Source organism: Mucilaginibacter kameinonensis (genome assembly GCF_003675385.1).
Classification (GTDB): Bacteria; Bacteroidota; Bacteroidia; order Sphingobacteriales; family Sphingobacteriaceae; genus Mucilaginibacter; species Mucilaginibacter kameinonensis.
The window spans coordinates 121,710-141,071 of record NZ_RCWZ01000008.1 but is presented as its reverse complement, the minus strand read 5'-3'; the positions used below and the strand labels follow the sequence as shown (position 1 = coordinate 141,071).

At 43.1% G+C, this 19,362-nt stretch carries 14 protein-coding genes; 6 read left to right on the top strand and 8 right to left on the bottom strand.

The features are described from left to right. Positions 1 to 188 precede the first annotated feature (188 nt). Complete coding sequence (gene nagB / locus EAH55_RS29995; protein WP_121812934.1) at positions 189 to 2,108, top strand: glucosamine-6-phosphate deaminase; 1,920 nt, start codon at positions 189 to 191, stop codon at positions 2,106 to 2,108. A gap of 213 nt (positions 2,109 to 2,321) precedes the next feature. Here nagB and EAH55_RS29985 read toward each other — a convergent pair whose 3' ends face one another. Both EAH55_RS29985 and EAH55_RS29980 read right to left on the bottom strand, forming a co-directional pair. Beyond that, entirely contained in the window at positions 2,322 to 4,589 is a 2,268-nt protein-coding gene (locus tag EAH55_RS29985) for an aconitate hydratase (protein ID WP_121812932.1), read from the bottom strand. A gap of 273 nt (positions 4,590 to 4,862) precedes the next feature. Further along, positions 4,863 to 8,048 (bottom strand): S41 family peptidase, encoded by a 3,186-nt coding sequence (locus EAH55_RS29980; RefSeq protein WP_121812931.1) that lies wholly within the window; start codon positions 8,046 to 8,048, stop codon positions 4,863 to 4,865. Positions 8,049 to 8,085: 37 nt separating this feature from the next. Here EAH55_RS29980 and EAH55_RS29975 point away from each other — a divergent pair, with 37 nt between their 5' ends. Together EAH55_RS29975 and EAH55_RS29970 are read left to right on the top strand one after the other, a co-directional pair. Continuing rightward, positions 8,086 to 9,369: a glycosyltransferase gene (locus tag EAH55_RS29975; protein WP_121812930.1), complete on the top strand. Its 1,284-nt coding sequence runs from the start codon at positions 8,086 to 8,088 to the stop codon at positions 9,367 to 9,369. Beyond that, complete coding sequence (locus EAH55_RS29970; RefSeq protein WP_244228406.1) at positions 9,350 to 10,114, top strand: glycosyltransferase family 2 protein; 765 nt, start codon at positions 9,350 to 9,352, stop codon at positions 10,112 to 10,114. Before EAH55_RS29975 ends, EAH55_RS29970 begins: the two co-directional genes overlap by 20 nt. Before the next feature lie 202 nt (positions 10,115 to 10,316). On the opposite strand, the gene EAH55_RS29965 is transcribed toward EAH55_RS29970, so the two are convergent. The 6 genes from EAH55_RS29965 to EAH55_RS29940 form a co-directional block, all read right to left on the bottom strand. Then, complete coding sequence (locus EAH55_RS29965) at positions 10,317 to 12,794, bottom strand: glycosyltransferase family protein (protein ID WP_121812928.1); 2,478 nt, start codon at positions 12,792 to 12,794, stop codon at positions 10,317 to 10,319. Between the two features lie 85 nt (positions 12,795 to 12,879). After that, the gene (locus EAH55_RS29960; protein WP_112575671.1) at positions 12,880 to 13,173 is read right to left on the bottom strand and encodes a hypothetical protein; all 294 of its coding nucleotides are present in this window, start codon (positions 13,171 to 13,173) and stop codon (positions 12,880 to 12,882) included. 16 nt (positions 13,174 to 13,189) lie between these two features. After that, positions 13,190 to 13,444: a DUF4834 family protein gene (locus tag EAH55_RS29955; RefSeq protein WP_114941599.1), complete on the bottom strand. Its 255-nt coding sequence runs from the start codon at positions 13,442 to 13,444 to the stop codon at positions 13,190 to 13,192. Between the two features lie 243 nt (positions 13,445 to 13,687). After that, on the bottom strand, positions 13,688 to 15,712 hold the full coding sequence (gene uvrB, locus EAH55_RS29950) for an excinuclease ABC subunit UvrB (RefSeq protein WP_121812927.1): 2,025 nt from the start codon (positions 15,710 to 15,712) through the stop codon (positions 13,688 to 13,690). A 285-nt stretch (positions 15,713 to 15,997) separates the two neighbouring features. Beyond that, the gene (locus tag EAH55_RS29945) at positions 15,998 to 16,477 is read right to left on the bottom strand and encodes a MarR family transcriptional regulator (RefSeq protein WP_114941597.1); all 480 of its coding nucleotides are present in this window, start codon (positions 16,475 to 16,477) and stop codon (positions 15,998 to 16,000) included. A gap of 10 nt (positions 16,478 to 16,487) precedes the next feature. Further along, a complete protein-coding gene (locus tag EAH55_RS29940; protein WP_121812926.1) occupies positions 16,488 to 16,985 on the bottom strand; it encodes a GNAT family N-acetyltransferase in 498 nt (165 codons plus the stop codon). A gap of 132 nt (positions 16,986 to 17,117) precedes the next feature. Between EAH55_RS29940 and upp the strand changes: the two genes are divergently transcribed. From upp to EAH55_RS29925, 3 genes are all read left to right on the top strand, one after another. Next, complete coding sequence (gene upp / locus EAH55_RS29935; protein WP_121812925.1) at positions 17,118 to 17,762, top strand: uracil phosphoribosyltransferase; 645 nt, start codon at positions 17,118 to 17,120, stop codon at positions 17,760 to 17,762. Positions 17,763 to 17,924: 162 nt separating this feature from the next. Continuing rightward, a complete protein-coding gene (locus EAH55_RS29930; protein ID WP_121812924.1) occupies positions 17,925 to 18,653 on the top strand; it encodes a YjjG family noncanonical pyrimidine nucleotidase in 729 nt (242 codons plus the stop codon). Then, complete coding sequence (locus EAH55_RS29925; RefSeq protein ID WP_121812923.1) at positions 18,650 to 19,183, top strand: DinB family protein; 534 nt, start codon at positions 18,650 to 18,652, stop codon at positions 19,181 to 19,183. The genes EAH55_RS29930 and EAH55_RS29925 overlap by 4 nt, the downstream gene beginning before the upstream one ends. The last annotated feature ends 179 nt before the right edge of the window (positions 19,184 to 19,362 follow it).

Below are 19,362 nucleotides of genomic sequence, written 5' to 3'. Positions count from 1 at the left end.
TTTTGTTTTACTAAGTTTGTATTGATAATGCACAGCATATTATTATACGCACTTTACTTTACCCTCATGTCGGTGAGGATAAACATTTTTGTTAATTGGTTTGATAAAAATCCTCGCCCATGGCGGGGGTTTTTTGTATAGTGACTTTTTTAAACTTTAACATATAACATATAGGTTCTGAACAAATTATGGCACGATTAAATTTATTGGAAGAGACGCGTTACGAGAAGTTACCTGTGAGCGTGTACAACAACCAGCAAGAAGCCTCAGTGGCAGTAGCGAACCGGATAGCAGATCTGATCCGCTCAAAACAAGCCAAAGGCGAAAAAGCGGTATTAGGACTTGCCACCGGTGTAACTCCTATCGGCGTGTATGCCGAACTGGTAAGGCAACACAAAGAAGCAGGCTTAAGCTTTAAAAATGTGATCACTTTCAACCTGGATGAGTACTACCCGATGAAACCCACAGCAGCGCAAAGCTATGTGACATTCATGTACGAAAATTTGTTCAGCCATATTGATATTGAAAAGGAGAACATCCACATTCCCGACGGTACATTGGATAAAGACGAAGTTGTAGCATTTTGTTTAGCCTATGAAAAGCAGATTGAAGAACTGGGCGGGTTAGATCTTCAGATCCTGGGGATCGGTCGTACCGGCCACATTGGTTTTAACGAGCCGGGTTCTGCACCTAATTCAGGTACCAGGATGGTAACTCTTGACGACCTGACCAGGCGTGATGCTGCCCGCGATTTCGGTGGTAAAGCTGATGTGCCAACTAAGGCCATCACGATGGGTATTGGTACCATCTTCAAGGCAAGGGAGATCATCCTGATGGCCTGGAACAAGAAGAAAGCCCCGATCATCAAAAAAGCGGTAGAAGGCGAGATCTCTGGTGAAGTACCTGCAACTTACCTGCAATTATCACAGCATGTGGAGTTTGTACTTGATGCAGATGCGGCTTCAGAATTAACCAGGTTTGATACCCCATGGTTGGTAAAAGATTGCGTATGGGAAAATACGCTGAAAAAGAAAGCTGTTATTTGGTTAGCAAATGAGGTTAACAAACCCGTGCTAAAACTAACCGAAGAAGATTACAATAATCACGGTATGGCACAGCTTGCGGTAGAGCAAGGCCCGGTATACAATATAAACATAGATATCTTTAACCAGATCCAGCATACCATTACCGGCTGGCCAGGTGGCAAACCTGATGCTGATGATTCGCAAAGACCGGAAAGGGCATTACCAGCCAAAAAACGTTCAATCATTTTCTCACCACACCCGGATGATGATGTGATTTCAATGGGTGGTACATTCATCCGTTTGGTAGATCAGGGCCATGATGTGCACGTAGCTTACCAAACTTCAGGCAATACCGCGGTATGGGATGACGATGTGTTAAGGTATATGGAATTCGCTATCGATTTCACAAAAAGTATTGGTGAAGACACTGCTCATCTTCAAAAATCGTACGAGGATATGCGTGCTTTCTTCCCTACCAAACAGCCTAACGAAATTGATACCCAGGAGATCAGAAACGTAAAAGGTTTCATTAGGAAAACAGAAGCGATTTCAGGTGCAAGGTATGCAGGCTTACATGATGATCATATCCACTTTATGGCCCTACCATTCTATGAAACAGGTAAAACCAAAAAGAACTCAGTCGGCGAGGAAGATATCCAGTTGACTATTGAACTGCTTCAGAAAATTAAACCACAACAAATCTTCGCAGCGGGTGATTTTGCCGATCCTAACGGTACCCACCTGGTATGCTTTAAGATCATCCTGGCGGCATTAGACAGATTAAAAGGTAAAGAAGCCTGGGTAGAAGACTGCTGGTTATGGATGTACCGTGGTGCATGGCACGAGTTTGAAACCTACGAGATAGAGATGGCTGTACCATTGTCGCCACAAGAAGTAATTCGCAAACGTAACGCGATCTTTAAGCACCAGTCGCAGAAAGATACTCCGGTGTTCCCTGGCGATGACGCAAGGGAGTTTTGGGTAAGGGCAGAAGACCGTACCCGCGACACGGCTCAACGCTACGATCGTCTTGGTCTTGCCGAATACGAGGCGATGGAAGCGTTTGTTAGGTATAAATTCTAATTTTAGTTCATGGATTATTTAGTTCATGGATCATAGTTAATAGATCAACAACCATATTTTTCCCAGCGTCCGTGTCCCCACGGGCGCTTTTTTTATTGAAGATAGTTGGCCGTGGGGACACGGCCAACGGGGAAAATAAACCAATAAAAAAAGCCTCCCCGTATGGGAAGGCTTTCAATATTAAATCCAAAATCAAAATTCCGATATCCGAAATTAAGATGCCATTTGTTTACGGATGATGTTTAATGCACCACCTGCTTTAAACCACTCAATTTGCTGCGCATTGTAAGTGTGGTTTACAGGGAATGATTCGGTTGAACCATCTTTGTGGTGTAATACAACGGTTAACTGTTTGCCTGGGGCAAAAGTAGTTAAGCCAGTAATATCGATGATATCATCTTCCTGGATCTTATCATAATCGTTGTTATCAGCGAAAGTGATACCCAGCATACCTTGTTTTTTAAGGTTGGTTTCGTGGATACGGGCAAATGATTTTACCAATATGGCACGTACACCAAGGTGACGTGGTTCCATAGCCGCGTGCTCACGTGATGAACCTTCGCCATAGTTTTCGTCGCCTACTACTATCGAACCGATACCTGCTGCTTTGTAAGCACGCTGAGTAGCCGGAACAGGACCGTACTCGCCGGTTAATTCGTTTTTAACGCTATCGGCAGTAAGGTTAAAGTAGTTGATAGCACCAATCAGCATGTTGTTTGAAATGTTATCAAGGTGACCACGGAATTTCAACCATGGACCGGCCATTGAAATGTGGTCGGTAGTACATTTACCTTTAGCTTTGATCAACAGTTTCAAGCCTGTAATGTCGGTACCTTCCCAGGCTTTGAATGGCTCAAGCAATTGTAAGCGTGATGAAGTTGGAGAAACGATAACTTCAACTTTGCTGCCATCTTCGGCTGGTGCCTGGTAGCCTGCATCTTCAACCTCAAAACCTTTTACCGGTAATTCGATACCCTGAGGCTCATCAAATTTAACCTGTTCGCCGGCTTCGTTAGTTAACGTATCAGTAAGTGGGTTGAAAGTTAAATCGCCCGCGATAACAAAAGCGGTAACAATTTCTGGTGAAGCTACGAAAGCGTGGGTGTTAGGGTTACCATCCTGACGTTTAGCGAAGTTACGGTTAAACGAAGTGATGATAGAGTTTTTACGGGTAGGATCATCAGTATGACGAGCCCACTGGCCGATACATGGTCCGCAGGCATTAGCCAATACCACACCGCCCATTTGAGCAAATGTATCAAGGTAACCGTCGCGATCAACAGTGTAACGTACCTGCTCAGAACCCGGAGTGATGGTAAACTCGGCCTGAGTTTTTAATTTTTTATCGATAGCCTGCTTAGCGATAGAAGCTGAACGGGTAATATCTTCGTAAGATGAGTTGGTACATGAACCAATCAAACCAACCTCTAATTTGGTAGGCCAGCCGTTTTCTTTAACAGCGGTAGCAAATTTAGAGATAGGCCATGCCAAATCCGGAGTGAACGGACCGTTTACGTGTGGTTCAAGCTCGCTCAGGTTGATCTCGATAACCTGGTCGAAATATTGCTCAGGGTTAGCGTAAACTTCTTCGTCGCCGGTTAAGTGCTCAGCGATAGCGTCAGCTAAGTCAGCGATATCAGCACGTTTAGTACCTTTTAAGTAAGCGGCAGCTTTTTCGTCGTAACCGAAGATAGAGGTAGTAGCACCGATTTCGGCACCCATGTTACAGATAGTACCTTTACCGGTAGCAGACATTGAACGTGCACCTTCGCCAAAGTACTCAACAATAGCACCTGTACCACCTTTTACGGTAAGGATACCAGCAACACGTAAGATTACGTCTTTTGCTGAAGTCCAGCCAGAAAGTTTACCGGTTAATTTAACACCGATCAGTTTAGGGAATTTAAGCTCCCATGGTAAGCCGGCCATTACGTCGCAGGCATCAGCGCCACCAACACCAATAGCAATCATACCTAAACCACCCGCATTAGGTGTATGTGAGTCGGTACCGATCATCATACCACCAGGGAAAGCGTAGTTTTCTAACACTACCTGGTGAATGATACCTGCACCGGCTTTCCAGAAACCGATACCATATTTATCAGATACTGAAGCCAGGAAGTCATAAACTTCGCGGTTAACGTCAACAGCAGTGCTTAAATCTTCAACAGCGCCAATTTTAGCTTGTATAAGGTGATCGCAATGTACGGTAGACGGAACGGCAACCTGCGGGCGACCAGCTTGCATAAACTGCAAAAGGGCCATTTGCGCCGTAGCATCCTGCATAGCTACACGGTCTGGTGCAAAATCAACATAGTCCACTCCACGACCGAATGCTTTTTGAGCATCGCCTTCGCTAAGGTGGGCATATAAAATCTTTTCGGTTAAAGTTAGGGGTTTACCGGTCGCTTTACGGGCAGCCTCAACGCGGGTGCTGTAGCGGTCGTAAACCTTTTTGATCATATCTAAATCAAAAGCCATTTGTATTTGATTTTTAGGTGAAAAGTAAAAGAAATTGACGTTAAGCCCATTAACTGGCCTTAGAGCGGCGAATTTACAAAAAATAACATTTGAAAGCGGTTAGTGCTTTATACAAATGTTATTTGGATATGTTCTAAATAAGTGATTGGAGGTTAGTGGCAGGTTTTAGTAGCAGTGGCAGTAAGGATTGGTTAGTTGCAGGTTTTAGTGGCAGTTACGTAGTTTAAATCACTGCTATTTCGAACTGCAACTGCTACTAAAACCTGCCACTAATTACTTCAACTGTTTCAAAATCTCCTCAATAGCCCTGTCCAATTGCGGGTCTTTATTTTCCAGCCTGTCGGCAAAATCTGTTTTTACATAGATATCTGGTGATACACCGTTTTTTTCAATATCCTTGCCATCGAGGGTATAGCATCCCCAGGCCGGGATACGGTAAAAAGAGCCATCAACCAGGCCTTTGCCGCTGGTGAAAATAATCCAGCGGTAGGTTTCTGTGCCGATGATCTTGCCCAAGCCCAATTGTTTAAAGCCCTGCGATGTCATTTCGCCATCGCTCAGGGTTTGTTCGTTCATAAGCAGGATAATTGGTTTTGCTGCCGGAGCAAAGTTTGATTGCTGTGCTTTTTTGCCATCACGATAAGCCCATTGCAAATAAGGTTTTTGCGACAGAAATTTCAACACATTATCATGCACGTTACCGCCGGTATTATACCTCAGGTCAAGGATGAGGGCATCCTTGTTATAAGCATCATCAACCATATCCTCCAGGAAATCTTCCAATGCGCCGTCGCCCATGTTTTTCATGTATGAGTAAGCTATGCGGTTTTTGCTTTTTTCTGCTACAGTTTTGGCGTTGGTCTTGATCCAGTCGTCGTAAAGGTTACCCGACAGGTCACCGGTTGATTCGGGGTGTAGCTTTACCTTAATTTCTTTACCTCCCCGGTTAAAGGTTAGTTCAATTTCTTTGTCAAGCGATGGTTTGCTGAAGTAATAGTTACGGTCTTGTTTTTCATCAACGGTAACGCCATTAACTGCTTTTAATATATCTCCTGGCTTTACGTCAACACCTGCTTTATCGGCATTACTGCGGGTGGCTATGCCGCTAACTTTGTATGGCGAATCGTTATCAAAAATGATCCCCGTTTCCATGGTGCGGTAGGAGAGTGTTTTCTTTTCCTCACTGCCATTGGAATAAAAGCCTTGGTGCGATGAGTTGAGTTCACCAAGCATATCATTCAGCAACAGGCGAAGATCCGCGCGGTTGTTTATGTAAGGCACAAAAGCTTTATAAGTATCATGCACCTTTTTCCAGTCGGCCCCATGGAAATTTCCGTCATAATAGTTTTCATCCAAGCCTGCCCAGGTTTCATCAAACATCTGCGCAAACTCGCCGGCCATGTTGCGGGCGAAGGTGTAGTTGAGCTCTACCTTATCTACTTTATTGGCATCAATATTTAGCGTATAAACATTGCCGCCTGCCAATAAAAAGTATTTATCGCTGTTGCCAAAAATGTCAAAACTGCCAAAGTCGCCACCGCCAACTTTTTCTGTTTTAGGCTGCTCAAAGTTTTCGAGGGTTGTGCGATAAAGCGCTGCCTTACCTTCGCTATGGTTGGATGCATAGTATACCAGCGTTTTATCGCCTTTTTGAATTACATATGAACCTTGAGCCTGCCCAAATTCCGGACTGATGCGCTCAAGGCGTTTCATAGGCTCTTCAGTATCTATGGTAATATCATCCGGTGCTTTCGGTGCAGGCTGCTCAGATAAAGGTTTCTTTTTGTTAGACGATTTTTTGTCCTTATCCTTTTTGTCTTTATCATCGTCTTTTTTCTCCTCTTTAAATAAAGCATTGAACTTATCCATCTTAAACGGATCATCATATTTTTGCAAAGGCATCCGGTAGATGTGGGAATCTTTTGAACCATAAGGGTATTCCGGCTGCGTACGCGATGAAGTAAAGTAAATATACTTACCATCCGGCGACCAGAATGGCGCCGCTTCAGTAACACCGCTGTTGGTAAGGTTGGTGATCTTCCCGGTTTTTATCTCGTAAACAAAAACATCCATTTCAAAATTGCGGTATGCGTTATAAACCACATACTCGCCATTCGGCGAAAACCTCGGCGCGAGATTTTCAAAACCCCAAAACTCATCGGTAACGATAGTTTTTGATGTAAGTGTTTTTGTGTCTAAAAGCTTCAGCTCGTTTCGGCCACTCAAGTAAATAGCTTTTGATCTGTCCTTATTCATGCTTAGCATACGATTGCTGCCTTTATCGGTAGTAAGCTGTTTTTCGTCTCCCGTACCGTCGGCAGCTATGGTGTACCAGTTTGGAAAGCCACCCAGCGTTTGACCAAAAATTAAGGTTTTATTGTCGCTTAGCCAGTCAACTTCGGTAACACGTTCGCTGGTGTTACGCTCCAGTTTTTTTATGAATTTGCCTTCAGCGTCGCTTACAAATAATTCACCGCGTGATACAAAAGCCAGTTTTTTACCGTCTGGCGATAAATCCGCCGCTCCAATTTTGCCGCCTGTTTCAAATGATTGATCTTTAGGCAGTACATTATTGCGGAACAGGTTTAACGTTAGCTTTTGCGTTTGTTTAGAAGCGACATCGTAAACAAAAATCTGGTAATCTTTTTCAAACACCACCTTGCTGCCATCGGCACTTACCTGCGGGCGTTTAATGGACGTTGGGAACTGGGTTAAAGCAGTTTTTTTACCATCGATAAATGTGTAAAGGTTATATTCCTCATTACCCTCGTCGGATACAAAATAAATGTTGCCTTTCTGATCGATGGTAGTCCAGAAATCCTTGCCCTGCCAGTCGGTATATTTTTTATAAGCCTTGGTTTTAGGATTGTACGATTGGATATCGGGGTTATAAGCACCTTTATAGTGCTTGCGGGTTGGAAAATAGATACTTTCCCAGGTATTGCTGAAAAACAGTTCACCGGTTTGCGGATGCTCAACTACCCCGTGTATGGTATTGAAGTAATGGCCAAACAAGCGCACCGGTGTGCCGCCGGTGGCTGCAACCTTGTACTCGCTAAAACCATTGTAACGGGTAGAGTTGAAATAGATAGATTTAGAATCCCAGGTCCATGAATCCACATTGTCGGCCGCGTCATTAAAGGTGATCTGTTTAATATCGCCGCCGGCGAGGGGCATTACATATACATCGGTGTTGCCAAACTGGTTTGACGAAAAGGCCAGCCATTGTCCATTTGGAGACACCCGTGGATTACTTTCATCGCCCTGCATCGCGGTTAATCTTGTTGCAGCGGGGTTGTTAATATCGGCTTTCCACAGGTCGCCTTCGTAAGTGAAAATTACGGTCTTGCCATCGGGTGTAAGGGTTGGGTTGGATGTGAAATAGTTTCCGGCGGTTTGTGCTTTAAGATTTGTTTGACACAATACTGCCGAAAACAATACGATGTATAGTTTCTTCATGTGGTTTAAGTGTTATGAATAAATGTATTTTTGAGCCATGTTAAAAGTGGTGCACCTCAATACGTATGACGGTAATGGCGGCGCAGGCAGGGCCTGCATGCGCCTTAACCGGGCATTACTAAGCCAAATTATCGATTCTAAAATTATAGTACATTATAAATTTGGAAATAATCCTGATATCAAGACTTTTAACCGTAGTATTATCCAGAAATCATATACAGCCGCTACTATTATTCTTGAACGGATTTTGGCTAAACGGTTTTTAAAACCCGATAGCCGTACACCGTTTTCCTTCACCTGGTTTGGCCGTTCGGTAATTAAACATCCCGATGTTAAAAATGCTGATGTTATTCATCTGCACTGGATCAACCATGGATTTTTAGATCCTAAACATTTAGCCGAGATTAAAAAGCTGGGCAAACCTGTGGTGTGGACTTTTCATGATAGCAACGCCTTTACCGGCGGATGCCATGTGCGCTACACTTGCGATCATTATCAGCAGCAATGCGGTAATTGCCCGCTGTTGATCAATGCCGGAGATAATGATATTTCGCACCGCATCTGGCAGCAAAAAAATAAGGCCTACCAGCAACTCGGCTTTAACATCATAGCACCAAGTTTATGGATGCAAGCTTCTGTAAACAAAAGCAGTTTGATGCAGGGGAGGGCTGTCAGTAATATCCCCAACACGCTGGAGACCGATATTTTTAAGCCTATTGATAAAAAGCTGGCAAAACAACAAGCCGGATTGCCAACTGATAAATTCATTTTTTTAAGCGGATTTATGCCATCGCGCAAGGATTTGCATAAAGGTACCCAATACCTGCTGGAGAGTATGGAATTGCTTAAGCAGCGTTTAGGTGCAAATACTGATCAGGTGGAGTTGGTGGTGTTTGGTAATCGTGGTACAGAAAATCTGCCCGACTTTCCTTTTAAAACCAGTTTTTTAGGTACCATCAATAATGATGAAAAACTGGCCCTGCACTATGCCGCGGCCGATGCTTTTTTGATTCCCTCGCTCGAAGATAATTTGCCTTACACCGTGATGGAAAGCCTGAGCTGTGGTACTCCGGTAATTGCGTTTACTACCGGCGGGATCCCCGATATGGTACAGCATCAATACAGCGGTTATTTAGCTACCTATCGTTCGTCCGAAAGTTTTACTGACGGGATGGAGTGGATCATTAAACATCCTGAAAAGGACAAGCTGAACCAGCAGGCCCGGCAAACCATTATGGATAACTTTTCGGAAGAAGTGATCGCTAAAAAACATATCGAAGTATATCAACAATTACTGAATAATGGAGGTGACGATGTTTAATCCCCGGTTAAGCGTTATCACCATTGTTTATAATAATGTTAGGGATATTGAGCGTACTATCCGGTCGGTAGTTGATCAAACTTATACTAATATTGAATATGTTGTTGTTGATGGTTTATCCAACGATGGCACTTTACAGGTAATTGATCGATACAAAAGCCAAATAGCAAAGCTCGTCAGCGAAAAAGACGAAGGGATTTACGACGCCATGAACAAAGGCCTTGCTTTGGCTACCGGCGATTACGTGATCTTCATGAATTCGGGAGATGAGTTTTATGATCTTGAAACTGCGGCCGCGGTGTTTGCTTCGGCAGATGATGCCGATATCTACTATGGCGAAACCGAAATGATTAACGATGAAGGCCATAGTTTAGGGCAGCGCCGGCATAAAGCCCCGGCTAAGTTTACCTGGCGTGGTTTTAAATATGGCATGAGCATTAGTCACCAGGCTATTTATATCAAGCGTTCGCTGGCCGAACCTTACGACCGTCGTTATCAATTAAGTTCGGATATCGACTGGATAATCCGTGCGGCAAAAAAGGCCAAAAATATTGTCAACGTTAACCGTTACGTAGCTAAATACCTGGTAGGGGGCATGTCGAAGAAAAAGCATCGTCAAAGCCTGATGGAGCGCTTTGACATCATGAAACGGAATTATGGCTTAATCCCCACTGTTTTTAACCATTTTGTTATCGCCTTTAATTTAGGCTGGTACTGGTTGAAGAACAGGAGGACGAATGATTAACCGAATATAACAATTTAAGATCTGGCGCAAGTATGTAGGGCCGTTTGTGGGCAATCGCTACTTGTGCCTCGACGATGGCACAAGTAGCCTTTACGCAATTCCCATCCCTTCATACTTGCGCCAGTAAAAGAGTTGGTTGAGTAAATCCCACAAAAAAAGCGATGAGCATTGCCCATCGCTTTTTTATTTCTAAGCTTAATGCTTATGCTTTTTTATCAGCCGGTTTTGTAGCCGGAGTTTTCTTTTTGTTTTCGGTATAAGCGGCACCACCTAAGGCAAGTACCAGCAGGATTGAACCTGCTAAAGAGATATTCTCGCCGGTGTAGTAAGATGCCGGGTGGAATATAAACTCAATTTTGTGGTTACCAACAGGGATCTGTGCGGCACGTAAAAGATAATCGGCACGGAAATAAGGTTTTTCAACACCGTCGATATACATTTTCCAGCCTTTATTATAGTATACCTCAGAGAATACTGCTATTTGTGATGCAGTAGAACCGCTTTGGTAAACCATGTGATCTGGTGAGTAGCTGGTAAGCTCAATTTTTCCTTCACCGGCTCCGGCACCTAAAGTTTTTTCGTCGATAACGCTTTTGTATTGTTTATCAACAATGGCCTCATCTTTGGGTGTAAAGCTGCTGATGGCAACCATTTCCTGGTCGGCATTATCAGCATATTTAATGCTTTTAACAAACCATGCATGACCGCAGGCAGTTTGGTTTACCTGCATACCTACGTTTTGTGTTTTAGGATCAGAATTGATGATGTATTTAACGTTCATCATATCCAGCACATCCTGGTTGATACTTTTGGTTAATTGATTATCAAATAATTCTTGCCAGCGTTTTAACCTCGCTGCAGAATAGCCACCTAAAGATTTGTAGAAAAACGGGGTAAAGCCATCACCAGGAAGATACTTCGTAGCGTCAAATACATGGAAATCAGGGTCTTTATCTTTCATGATAAATTGGTCAACCTCGCGTGGCTGCGGGGTTTCGTTGTCCTGTTTTGGAGCAAAGCTATCTGTGTTTAAATACCGTTTGTCGATACTCCAAAGGTCAACAAGAATCAACGCTAAAAAGCCGAGAGATAGGACAGTTGGGTTAATCTTCTTTTTAAGGAAAGCCCAGGCCAAACCAAATGAAATGACGATAAATATAAGTGAGCGGATAGCATCTGCCTGTGCTATTGATTCCCTGTCTGCAATTAATGCACGGGTAACGGATGCTCCATCTAATTTAAATTGCTGAGCTATTTGAGAGATAATACCAGCAGTTTGTTCGCGAACGCTGAACGATAGGAGTAATGAAGGTATAGCTGCAACAACAAGTGTTATACCTCCTGTAATATAAAGGGCAATCTTGAGTTTTTTGAATAAGTTTGCCTTGTCTTCATTCACTATGGCCTCGTTAACCGCCAATACGGCAAGGATAGGGAAGCAAAATCCGGCAACAGCCAATATTGATTCTACTGCACGGAACTTATTATAAAGCGGGAAGTAATTAAAGAACAAATCAGACAGGTAAGGCCAGTTTCGGCCAAAAGATAGTAACATGGTTACAACAACCGCGCCTAATAACCACCATTTGATACGGTTTTTAACAATCATTAAGCCCCACACAAACAACAGGCAAATTACAGCCCCGAAATAAAACGGCCCTTCTGTGAATTGTTTATCTCCCCAATAAAGCGGTAAATATTGAGCCGAAATTCCAACTACTTGATTAGGGTCCACGCCCGTACCGCTTAAAGCCTTAACTACATGTGATTCAGGGTCAATTGATCCCTGGCTACTACCGCCATAAGCATTAGGGATAAGGAACGTTAAACATTCACCCACGCCCTGGCTCCATTCGTAGGCATAGTCACGAGGCAAACCGTTGTTTGGTTCTGAGGCTTGCCTGGTAAGGTTTGATTTACCGCGGATGCTTTCGCTGCCATAATCGGCAGTACTCCATAATATAGATGCGTTTACCGCCACCGCCAGTGCAAGCGCTGCTGCTATATATCCAACCGATTTAATGAAATCATTTAAGGTTTTATTTTTAATAGCGTGGTAAAGTTCAATACCCAGCATGATCAATAGAGCCAGCATCAGGTAATAGGTCATTTGTACGTGGTTGGCCCTGATCTCCATGGCCAAAAACAACGCGGTAACCGAAAAACCTAACAAATGCTTACCACGAAGTGTGAGGATAATACCCGCAAGTATCGGCCCGAAAAAGGCTATAGCAAATGCCTGGTTTGAGTGACCGGCTACCAAAAGAATGATATTATATGATGAAAAGGTGAATGCCACCGCTCCCGCCGCCGAAAGCCATGGATTTACCTTTAATACAATGAATAAAAAGTATGTGCCCAATAAAAACAACAATACTGTACCTATTGGCGCAGGGAACGTTCTGTTGATAATATCAACAATATGGGTTGTTAAGTTGGCTTTATAAGGTGCCCAAACCTGGTAGGTAGGCATGCCCCCGTAAATCTGATTGGTCCAAAGTATGGTGGTATCTTTGGCCTTATAATCATTAATTTCTTTTTGGGTTGATTGTGCCCTTGTAACGTCATTTTGCCCTAACGTTTTACCCTGAAATGCCGGGGTTAAATAGATAAAGCAGATCACTAAGAAAATTGCAGCTATGGCAAAATGAATGCCGTTACGCTTAAACCAGTTATTCATTTAAATTTTTTGAAATGGATATTATATTCCTCAAAAATAGAAATTACAATGAGAATAGGAATTATAAGTTTTGTTAAGGAATTTGTTAGCAGTGTTGTGCGTACCGCAAAACAAAATATAAGCCTATCATTACAACAAGGCTCACCACGTAGGCTATGACCTGGGGTTTGTCATAATCTTCGCGGTATTTACGAATGGTAAAGTAATTATATACAGCTAAAGCCGCCAAAACCACCCAGAAGAAAGTGTTAATGCCGGCACAGGAAGTAAACATTTGGGTGGACAGGCCAAATACTATAAAGTTGGTGATAATAAGTGTTACCGAGGCGGGCGTATTATTATGGTTATGACGCCTGTTAAATACCGGGTTAGTGTCCATAGTTTATTGATTTAGGTTATTTTACTTCTTCGTAATCAACAAACTCACCTTCGCTATCGGGCACACTGCCTTTTTTAGGCTGCGGAATATGATCAATCCTGATTTTGCCATCAGGTTTTGGACCCTCGTTATAATTACGTTGTTGTTGCTGATATTGTTGTTGCGCTTTATTTACCACGCTTTCAAAAAGGAATGGCAGCAGGTAACGCGCCAAACTGCGTACTATGTATAATATACAGATAGATATGATCAGGAAACGAATAAGAATCATACTGTTAATTTTGAGCTTACAAATATAAGGTATATAACGTTAAAAATGTTTTATTATGATTTGAGTTGATAATGTGCAAATTTCAAATGTGCAGATGTGCAAATTAATGGATATGCAGATTATAGATGTGCAAATATGCAAATGAAAAAAACAGCTGCTAATTCTATCAATCCAAAAATCCGATAAATCCAGGTTCAGACAATCATCTGCACATTTGGAATTTGCACATCTGAAATCTGAAGCCTAAAACTTCTCCTCCATCATTTTTTCCAAAGCAAACATTTCGTCGCGTAGCTTGGCTGCCAAAAGGAAATCCATGTTTTTGGCGGCGGCAAGCATGTCTTTTTTAGTATTGTCGATTGATTTTTTCAGATCGGCTTTGGTCATGTATTGAACAATAGGGTCGGCAGCAAGGGTAACGGTATCCGTTTCTACGTAGGCTTGTTGTACCCCGCCTTTAAAGTCAACAACCGATGTTTGTTCCATAATTTCCTCGCGGGTTTTGCCAACAGTTAGCGGTGTAATGCCATGCTGCGTATTGTAGGCAATCTGGATTTCCCGGCGACGGTTGGTTTCATCCATCGTTATCTGCATCGAATCGGTTATGGTATCGGCATACATGATCACCCGGCCACGGTCATTACGGGCAGCGCGACCGATAGTCTGGATCAATGAACGTTCCGATCTTAAAAAGCCTTCTTTGTCGGCATCTAAAATGGCCACTAACGATACTTCAGGTAAATCCAAACCTTCGCGCAATAAGTTGATACCTATCAGTACATCAAATTCGCCAAGGCGCAGGCCCCGTAAAATTTCCACACGCTGCAGGGTTTTAACCTCTGAGTGGATGTAACGGCATTTAATGCCCAATCTGTCCATGTATTTGGCCAACTCTTCGGCCATACGTTTGGTAAGTGTAGTTACCAACACGCGATCGCCTTTTTTAATGGTTTTATCTACTTCGTCAAGCAGGTCATCTACCTGGTTTATTACCGGGCGAACATCGATAACCGGGTCAAGCAGTCCGGTAGGGCGAATAACCTGTTCAACCACAACACCACCCGATTTTTCCAGCTCAAAATCGCCCGGGGTAGCACTTACGTAAACAGTTTGCGGCGCCAGGTTTTCAAACTCCTGGAAATTAAGCGGACGGTTATCCAAAGCGGCCGGTAAGCGGAAACCATAATCAACCAATGAGATCTTGCGCGAACGGTCACCGCCATACATGGCCCTGATCTGCGGAACGGTTACGTGACTTTCGTCAATCACCATCAGGTAATCTTCCGGGAAATAGTCGAGCAAGCAGAATGGCCTTGCACCAGGCTTGCGTCCGTCAAAAAAGCGGGAATAGTTCTCGATGCCAGAGCAGTAACCCAGCTCACGGATCATTTCCAGGTCGTAATTAACCCTTTCTTCCAAACGTTTAGCTTCCAGGAAACGGCCATCGTCAATAAATTGCTTTTTGCGGGTTTCCAATTCTTCCTGTATGGCCCAGATAGACTGCAAAAAGCGCTCACGGGGTGCTACGTACAGGTTGGCGGGATAAACCACCATGTGGGCCATTTTTTCGATGGTTTTGCCGGTACCGATGTCAAAGGCACTTAACTCTTCAATGTCATCGCCAAAAAATGAAATTCGATACGCGTAATCCAGATAAGCTGGAAAAATATCCACGGTGTCACCTTTTACCCTGAATGTTCCGCGTTTAAAATCGGCAGTGGTGCGGGCATACAAAATTTCGACAAGACGGTGCAAAAAAGCATTCCTGCTGATACGGGTACCCACGGCAAATTTGAAAACCGAATCTGCAAAGTCGTCCGGGTTACCCATACCGTAGATGCATGATATGGATGATACCACGATAACATCGCGCCTGCCCGACATTAAAGCCGAAGTAGTGCGTAAACGAAGCTTTTCTATCTCTTCGTTTATCTGCAGGTCTTTTTCTATGTAGGTGTTTGTGGTAGGGATAAACGCTTCCGGTTGATAATAATCGTAATATGACACAAAGTAGTTTACCGCGTTTTCGGGAAAAAACTGCTTAAACTCGCCATACAGCTGCGCCGCCAGGGTTTTATTGTGGCTCAGGATGAGTGTGGGCTTTTGTGTTTGTGCTATAATATTGGCAACTGTAAACGTTTTGCCCGATCCGGTAACACCCAAAAGGGTTTGATACTGGTCGCCATTGTTGATACCTTCAACCAGCTGCCGTATAGCTTCGGGCTGATCGCCGGTGGGTTTATATTGAGATGTTAATTGAAAATCCATGTTGTTATGTAAAAATACAAATAATCCAGAAACAGGGTTTGTAAATCAAAATAAGTACATGGTAATGACAACCGTATGTCAACATTGTTGTGCCGGGGGAGATAAAATAGAAAGTTATGTCATTGCGAGCGATAGCGTGGCAATCTCGTAGCTATGCTTAGCGGCTTTGCATACCGCACAGGCATAACGACGAGATTGCCGCGTCGCCCCATTGCACGGCCCTGTCTGCTCCTCGCAATGACATGGTTTTTAAGATGATTTTAACTCGTGACCAGTGGTAATCATTTACATCTCCGCTTTCAACCGCAGTGCCCTATCCAAAAAACTTTGCTGTTTTAATTTTTCTTCAGCTTCGGTAATTGCCTTCATCAGGTTGTTTTGGGTATCGGCAATTTCGGCGGCGGCTGCTTTTATAATTTCCCAAACCGGTTTCATACGTTCTATAAGTTCCTGGCCTTTTGTTGTTAACATAATAAGCCGCTTCCTTTCGTCGGCCTTATCTTTTTTTGAGCGGATGAGTTTTTCTTTTTCCAACTCTTTTAACAGGCTTATTGTTGAAGGATGGGTGTAGCCAATTTCGGCGGCAATTTCAACTACGCTCAGCATCGGCTTAAAATGCAACGTATAAATAACCGGGAACCATTTGGGTTCAAATTCAATATTGTTGGCTTTGTAAATGAGTACCCCTTCTTTACGCAGCTGCTCGGCCAAACGCTGCAGTCTTGTTGAGATCGCTAAAATTCCCGATTCGTCAATTACATTCATTATTCCGCTATTAGTTGTTCAAATGTAACTCATAAAAAATAGTATCCGCAGCCATAAGCGGGAATGATTCTGGCAGATCGTTTTTGGCAAGCCGTGTAAAGCCATTTCTTTCATAAAAGCGATGAGCGGCTTTCAACACTTCAACCGTACCTAAATAAATGGATGTAATATTGTTTTGCCTGCAATAGGCAATAAGGTTATCCAACAATAGTTGCGCAATGCCCAGCTCCTTGCCGCGATAATCTTTAAGCACAAACATTTTGCGGATAGCCGCGGCATTATCGCCAAAAGCAATCAGAGCTATGGTGCCAACAAGCTGTTCGTTGTAGTTAGCGCCCCAAAAATTGCCGCCGGTTTGGTGGTAGTTGGTTTCAATATCCAACAAGTCGGGTTGGGCTTCAAGTGTAATGGGCACGTTAAACTCTATTTGTTGAATTGGCAAAATGATATCAATGATCTGCTGGCAATAGGTATTGTTTAATGAGCTTATAATCGGTGTAGTATTCATGACTTTAATATTTATGTACAAATCTACGTAGTTGACTACATATATTCAAAATAAAATTTATTACTGACGACCCGATATGACATTTAATAAACAAATAATGATGCTATTGCCGAAAAACGCTTAAATTTAAGCATGATTTTCATCCTCAATAAAACCGATACCATTGCCAACCAGTTTCTGGCCGAATTGCGGGATGCTGTTATCCAGCAGGATAAGGAACGCTTCAGGCGAAACCAGGAGCGGCTGGGCGCCATACTGGCTTATGAGCTGAGCAAATCATTACATTACGAAACAAAAGAAATTCAGACCCCGCTGGGCACCGCCAGCGTTAACGTACTTGCAGACGAGCCGGTATTGGGCATTATATTGCGGGCCGGTTTGCCGTTTTATCAAGGCTTTATGCAGTTCTTTGATCAGTCGTCATCGGCGTTTATCACCGCTTATCGCAAGGTGAAACGCAATGGCAGCTTCCTGATCCAGGTTGATCATATCGCTACACCTAACCTTGATGATAAGATTTTTATTTTGTGCGATACCATGCTGGCTACAGGGCAAAGCGTTGTTGCCGTTTGCAAGGAGCTGATGGCCCAATACTCTATAAAAGAACTGCACATTGCCGCTGTAATTGCCAGCACCGAAGGGGTAGCTCATGTAAAAGCAAACCTGCCCAAAGCCAAAATTTGGGTTTGCGCTGTTGATGATGAAATGACCAGCAAAGCTTATATAGTACCTGGCTTGGGCGATGCAGGGGATCTGGCCTTTGGAGAGAAATCGTAGTCCGATTTCGGATTTCGGATTTTCGATTTCGGATTTATTTTGATTTCGAATTTACTCTGATCTCGGATTTCGAAGTTTGGATTTCGGATTTAGTAGGATTGAATTTCTTAATTTTGAATTTTTAATCAGGGAATAAAAAATTCCGAAATCGAAAATCCGAAAATGAATAATTCCGAAATCGAAAATCCGAAATCCTATATAAAGTATAAACACATCTTCTTTGACCTCGACCATACCATCTGGGATTTTGATAAAAATGCCGAAGAAGCCTTGCAGGAGTTATATGTGATCCATCAACTTGCAGAAATAGGCTTGGAGTCTGCCGAGTTATTTATCGAAACTTATACCCGTAACAATCACCGTCTTTGGGCACAATACCATATTGGCGAGATCACCAAAGATGAATTGCGCGAAGCCCGTTTCAAGTCAACTTTTACTGATCTTGGTCTGCACCCCGACCTGATGCCGCTTGATTTTGAGGACGAGTACGTAAAACTTTGTCCTACTAAAACCAACCTGTTTCCGCACGCGCACGAAACCTTGCAATACCTGCAATCGAAGTATACCCTGCACCTGATCTCGAACGGATTTAAAGATTCAACCCGCATAAAAATAGCCGGAACTGACCTGGCAAAATATTTTCAAAACATCATCATTTCTGAAGATATAGGCGTCAATAAACCCGATAAAGCGATATTTCAGCATGCGCTTGATTTAGCTGGTGCATCAAAAGCCGAAAGCGTAATGATAGGAGATAGCATAGAGGCCGATATTCGCGGGGCGCTGAATTTTGGCATGGACGCCATTTATTTTAACCCTTTTAACCTCGAAAAGCCGGATGATGTAACCGTGCAGATTGCTCATTTAAAAGAGTTAACTTTACTTTTATGAGTATTGCTAAAGAACGTAAAGCCATTGACGCAGCCCTTGACGAATACCGCAAACAACTGGATATTATACCCGATGAGTTGTTTGATGTTGCTCCGCCAAATGGCGGCTGGTCGTTTGCGGAGGTGTATAGTCACATTATGCAGGCTACGCTTGGTTCATCAATAGCGCTTGAACGTTGTACGCATGGCAATTGCGAACCCACCAAAAAAGGCATTAACTGGGAAGGTAGGATCTTGCTGCTGTTGGGTAAGTTTCCGCCCGTTAAAACAACAGTTCCCAATACGGTTGGTGATAAAATGGCTGCCAATAAAATCAGTAAGGAAGATGCTAAAAACCTGATCATAAAATGCCGCAAGCGGGTTGATACTACCATGCCGCTTATTGCAGGTTCTTCGCCGGCCAATAAATACAGACATCCCCGCCTCGGAATGCTTAATGCCAAACAATGGTTTAAGTTTATCCGCATCCATTTACAGCACCACTTAAAACAGCTCGACAGGATAAAAAATAAATTTAGTACAGCAAAGTAACCTTTTACATTTAATGTAGTCTTAACAGTAGGATAATGTTAGATTTCAGACATTTGTAAAAATCTTTGTAATGAATTTTGAGTATGCTTATTTGGTAGTTATAGGGTTGCTGATACTTGTCGGCTGCTTCTACGCAAGTCCATATGAATTGACAGTTAACGAAGATGAGGACGACGAGT

Bases quoted from the DNA above. Each gene is read 5' to 3' on its own strand.
- EAH55_RS29970 (WP_244228406.1), top strand. From the start codon at position 9,350: ATGGAGGTGACGATGTTTAATCCCCGGTTAAGCGTTATCACCATTGTT.
- nagB (WP_121812934.1), top strand. From the start codon at position 189: ATGGCACGATTAAATTTATTGGAAGAGACGCGTTACGAGAAGTTACCT.
- EAH55_RS29945 (WP_114941597.1), bottom strand. From the start codon at position 16,477: ATGAATGTAATTGACGAATCGGGAATTTTAGCGATCTCAACAAGACTG.
- upp (WP_121812925.1), top strand. From the start codon at position 17,118: ATGATTTTCATCCTCAATAAAACCGATACCATTGCCAACCAGTTTCTG.
- EAH55_RS29940 (WP_121812926.1), bottom strand. From the start codon at position 16,985: ATGAATACTACACCGATTATAAGCTCATTAAACAATACCTATTGCCAG.
- EAH55_RS29925 (WP_121812923.1), top strand. From the start codon at position 18,650: ATGAGTATTGCTAAAGAACGTAAAGCCATTGACGCAGCCCTTGACGAA.
- EAH55_RS29955 (WP_114941599.1), bottom strand. From the start codon at position 13,444: ATGATTCTTATTCGTTTCCTGATCATATCTATCTGTATATTATACATA.
- EAH55_RS29985 (WP_121812932.1), bottom strand. From the start codon at position 4,589: ATGGCTTTTGATTTAGATATGATCAAAAAGGTTTACGACCGCTACAGC.
- EAH55_RS29960 (WP_112575671.1), bottom strand. From the start codon at position 13,173: ATGGACACTAACCCGGTATTTAACAGGCGTCATAACCATAATAATACG.
- EAH55_RS29965 (WP_121812928.1), bottom strand. From the start codon at position 12,794: ATGAATAACTGGTTTAAGCGTAACGGCATTCATTTTGCCATAGCTGCA.
- EAH55_RS29975 (WP_121812930.1), top strand. From the start codon at position 8,086: ATGTTAAAAGTGGTGCACCTCAATACGTATGACGGTAATGGCGGCGCA.
- EAH55_RS29930 (WP_121812924.1), top strand. From the start codon at position 17,925: ATGAATAATTCCGAAATCGAAAATCCGAAATCCTATATAAAGTATAAA.
- uvrB (WP_121812927.1), bottom strand. From the start codon at position 15,712: ATGGATTTTCAATTAACATCTCAATATAAACCCACCGGCGATCAGCCC.
- EAH55_RS29980 (WP_121812931.1), bottom strand. From the start codon at position 8,048: ATGAAGAAACTATACATCGTATTGTTTTCGGCAGTATTGTGTCAAACA.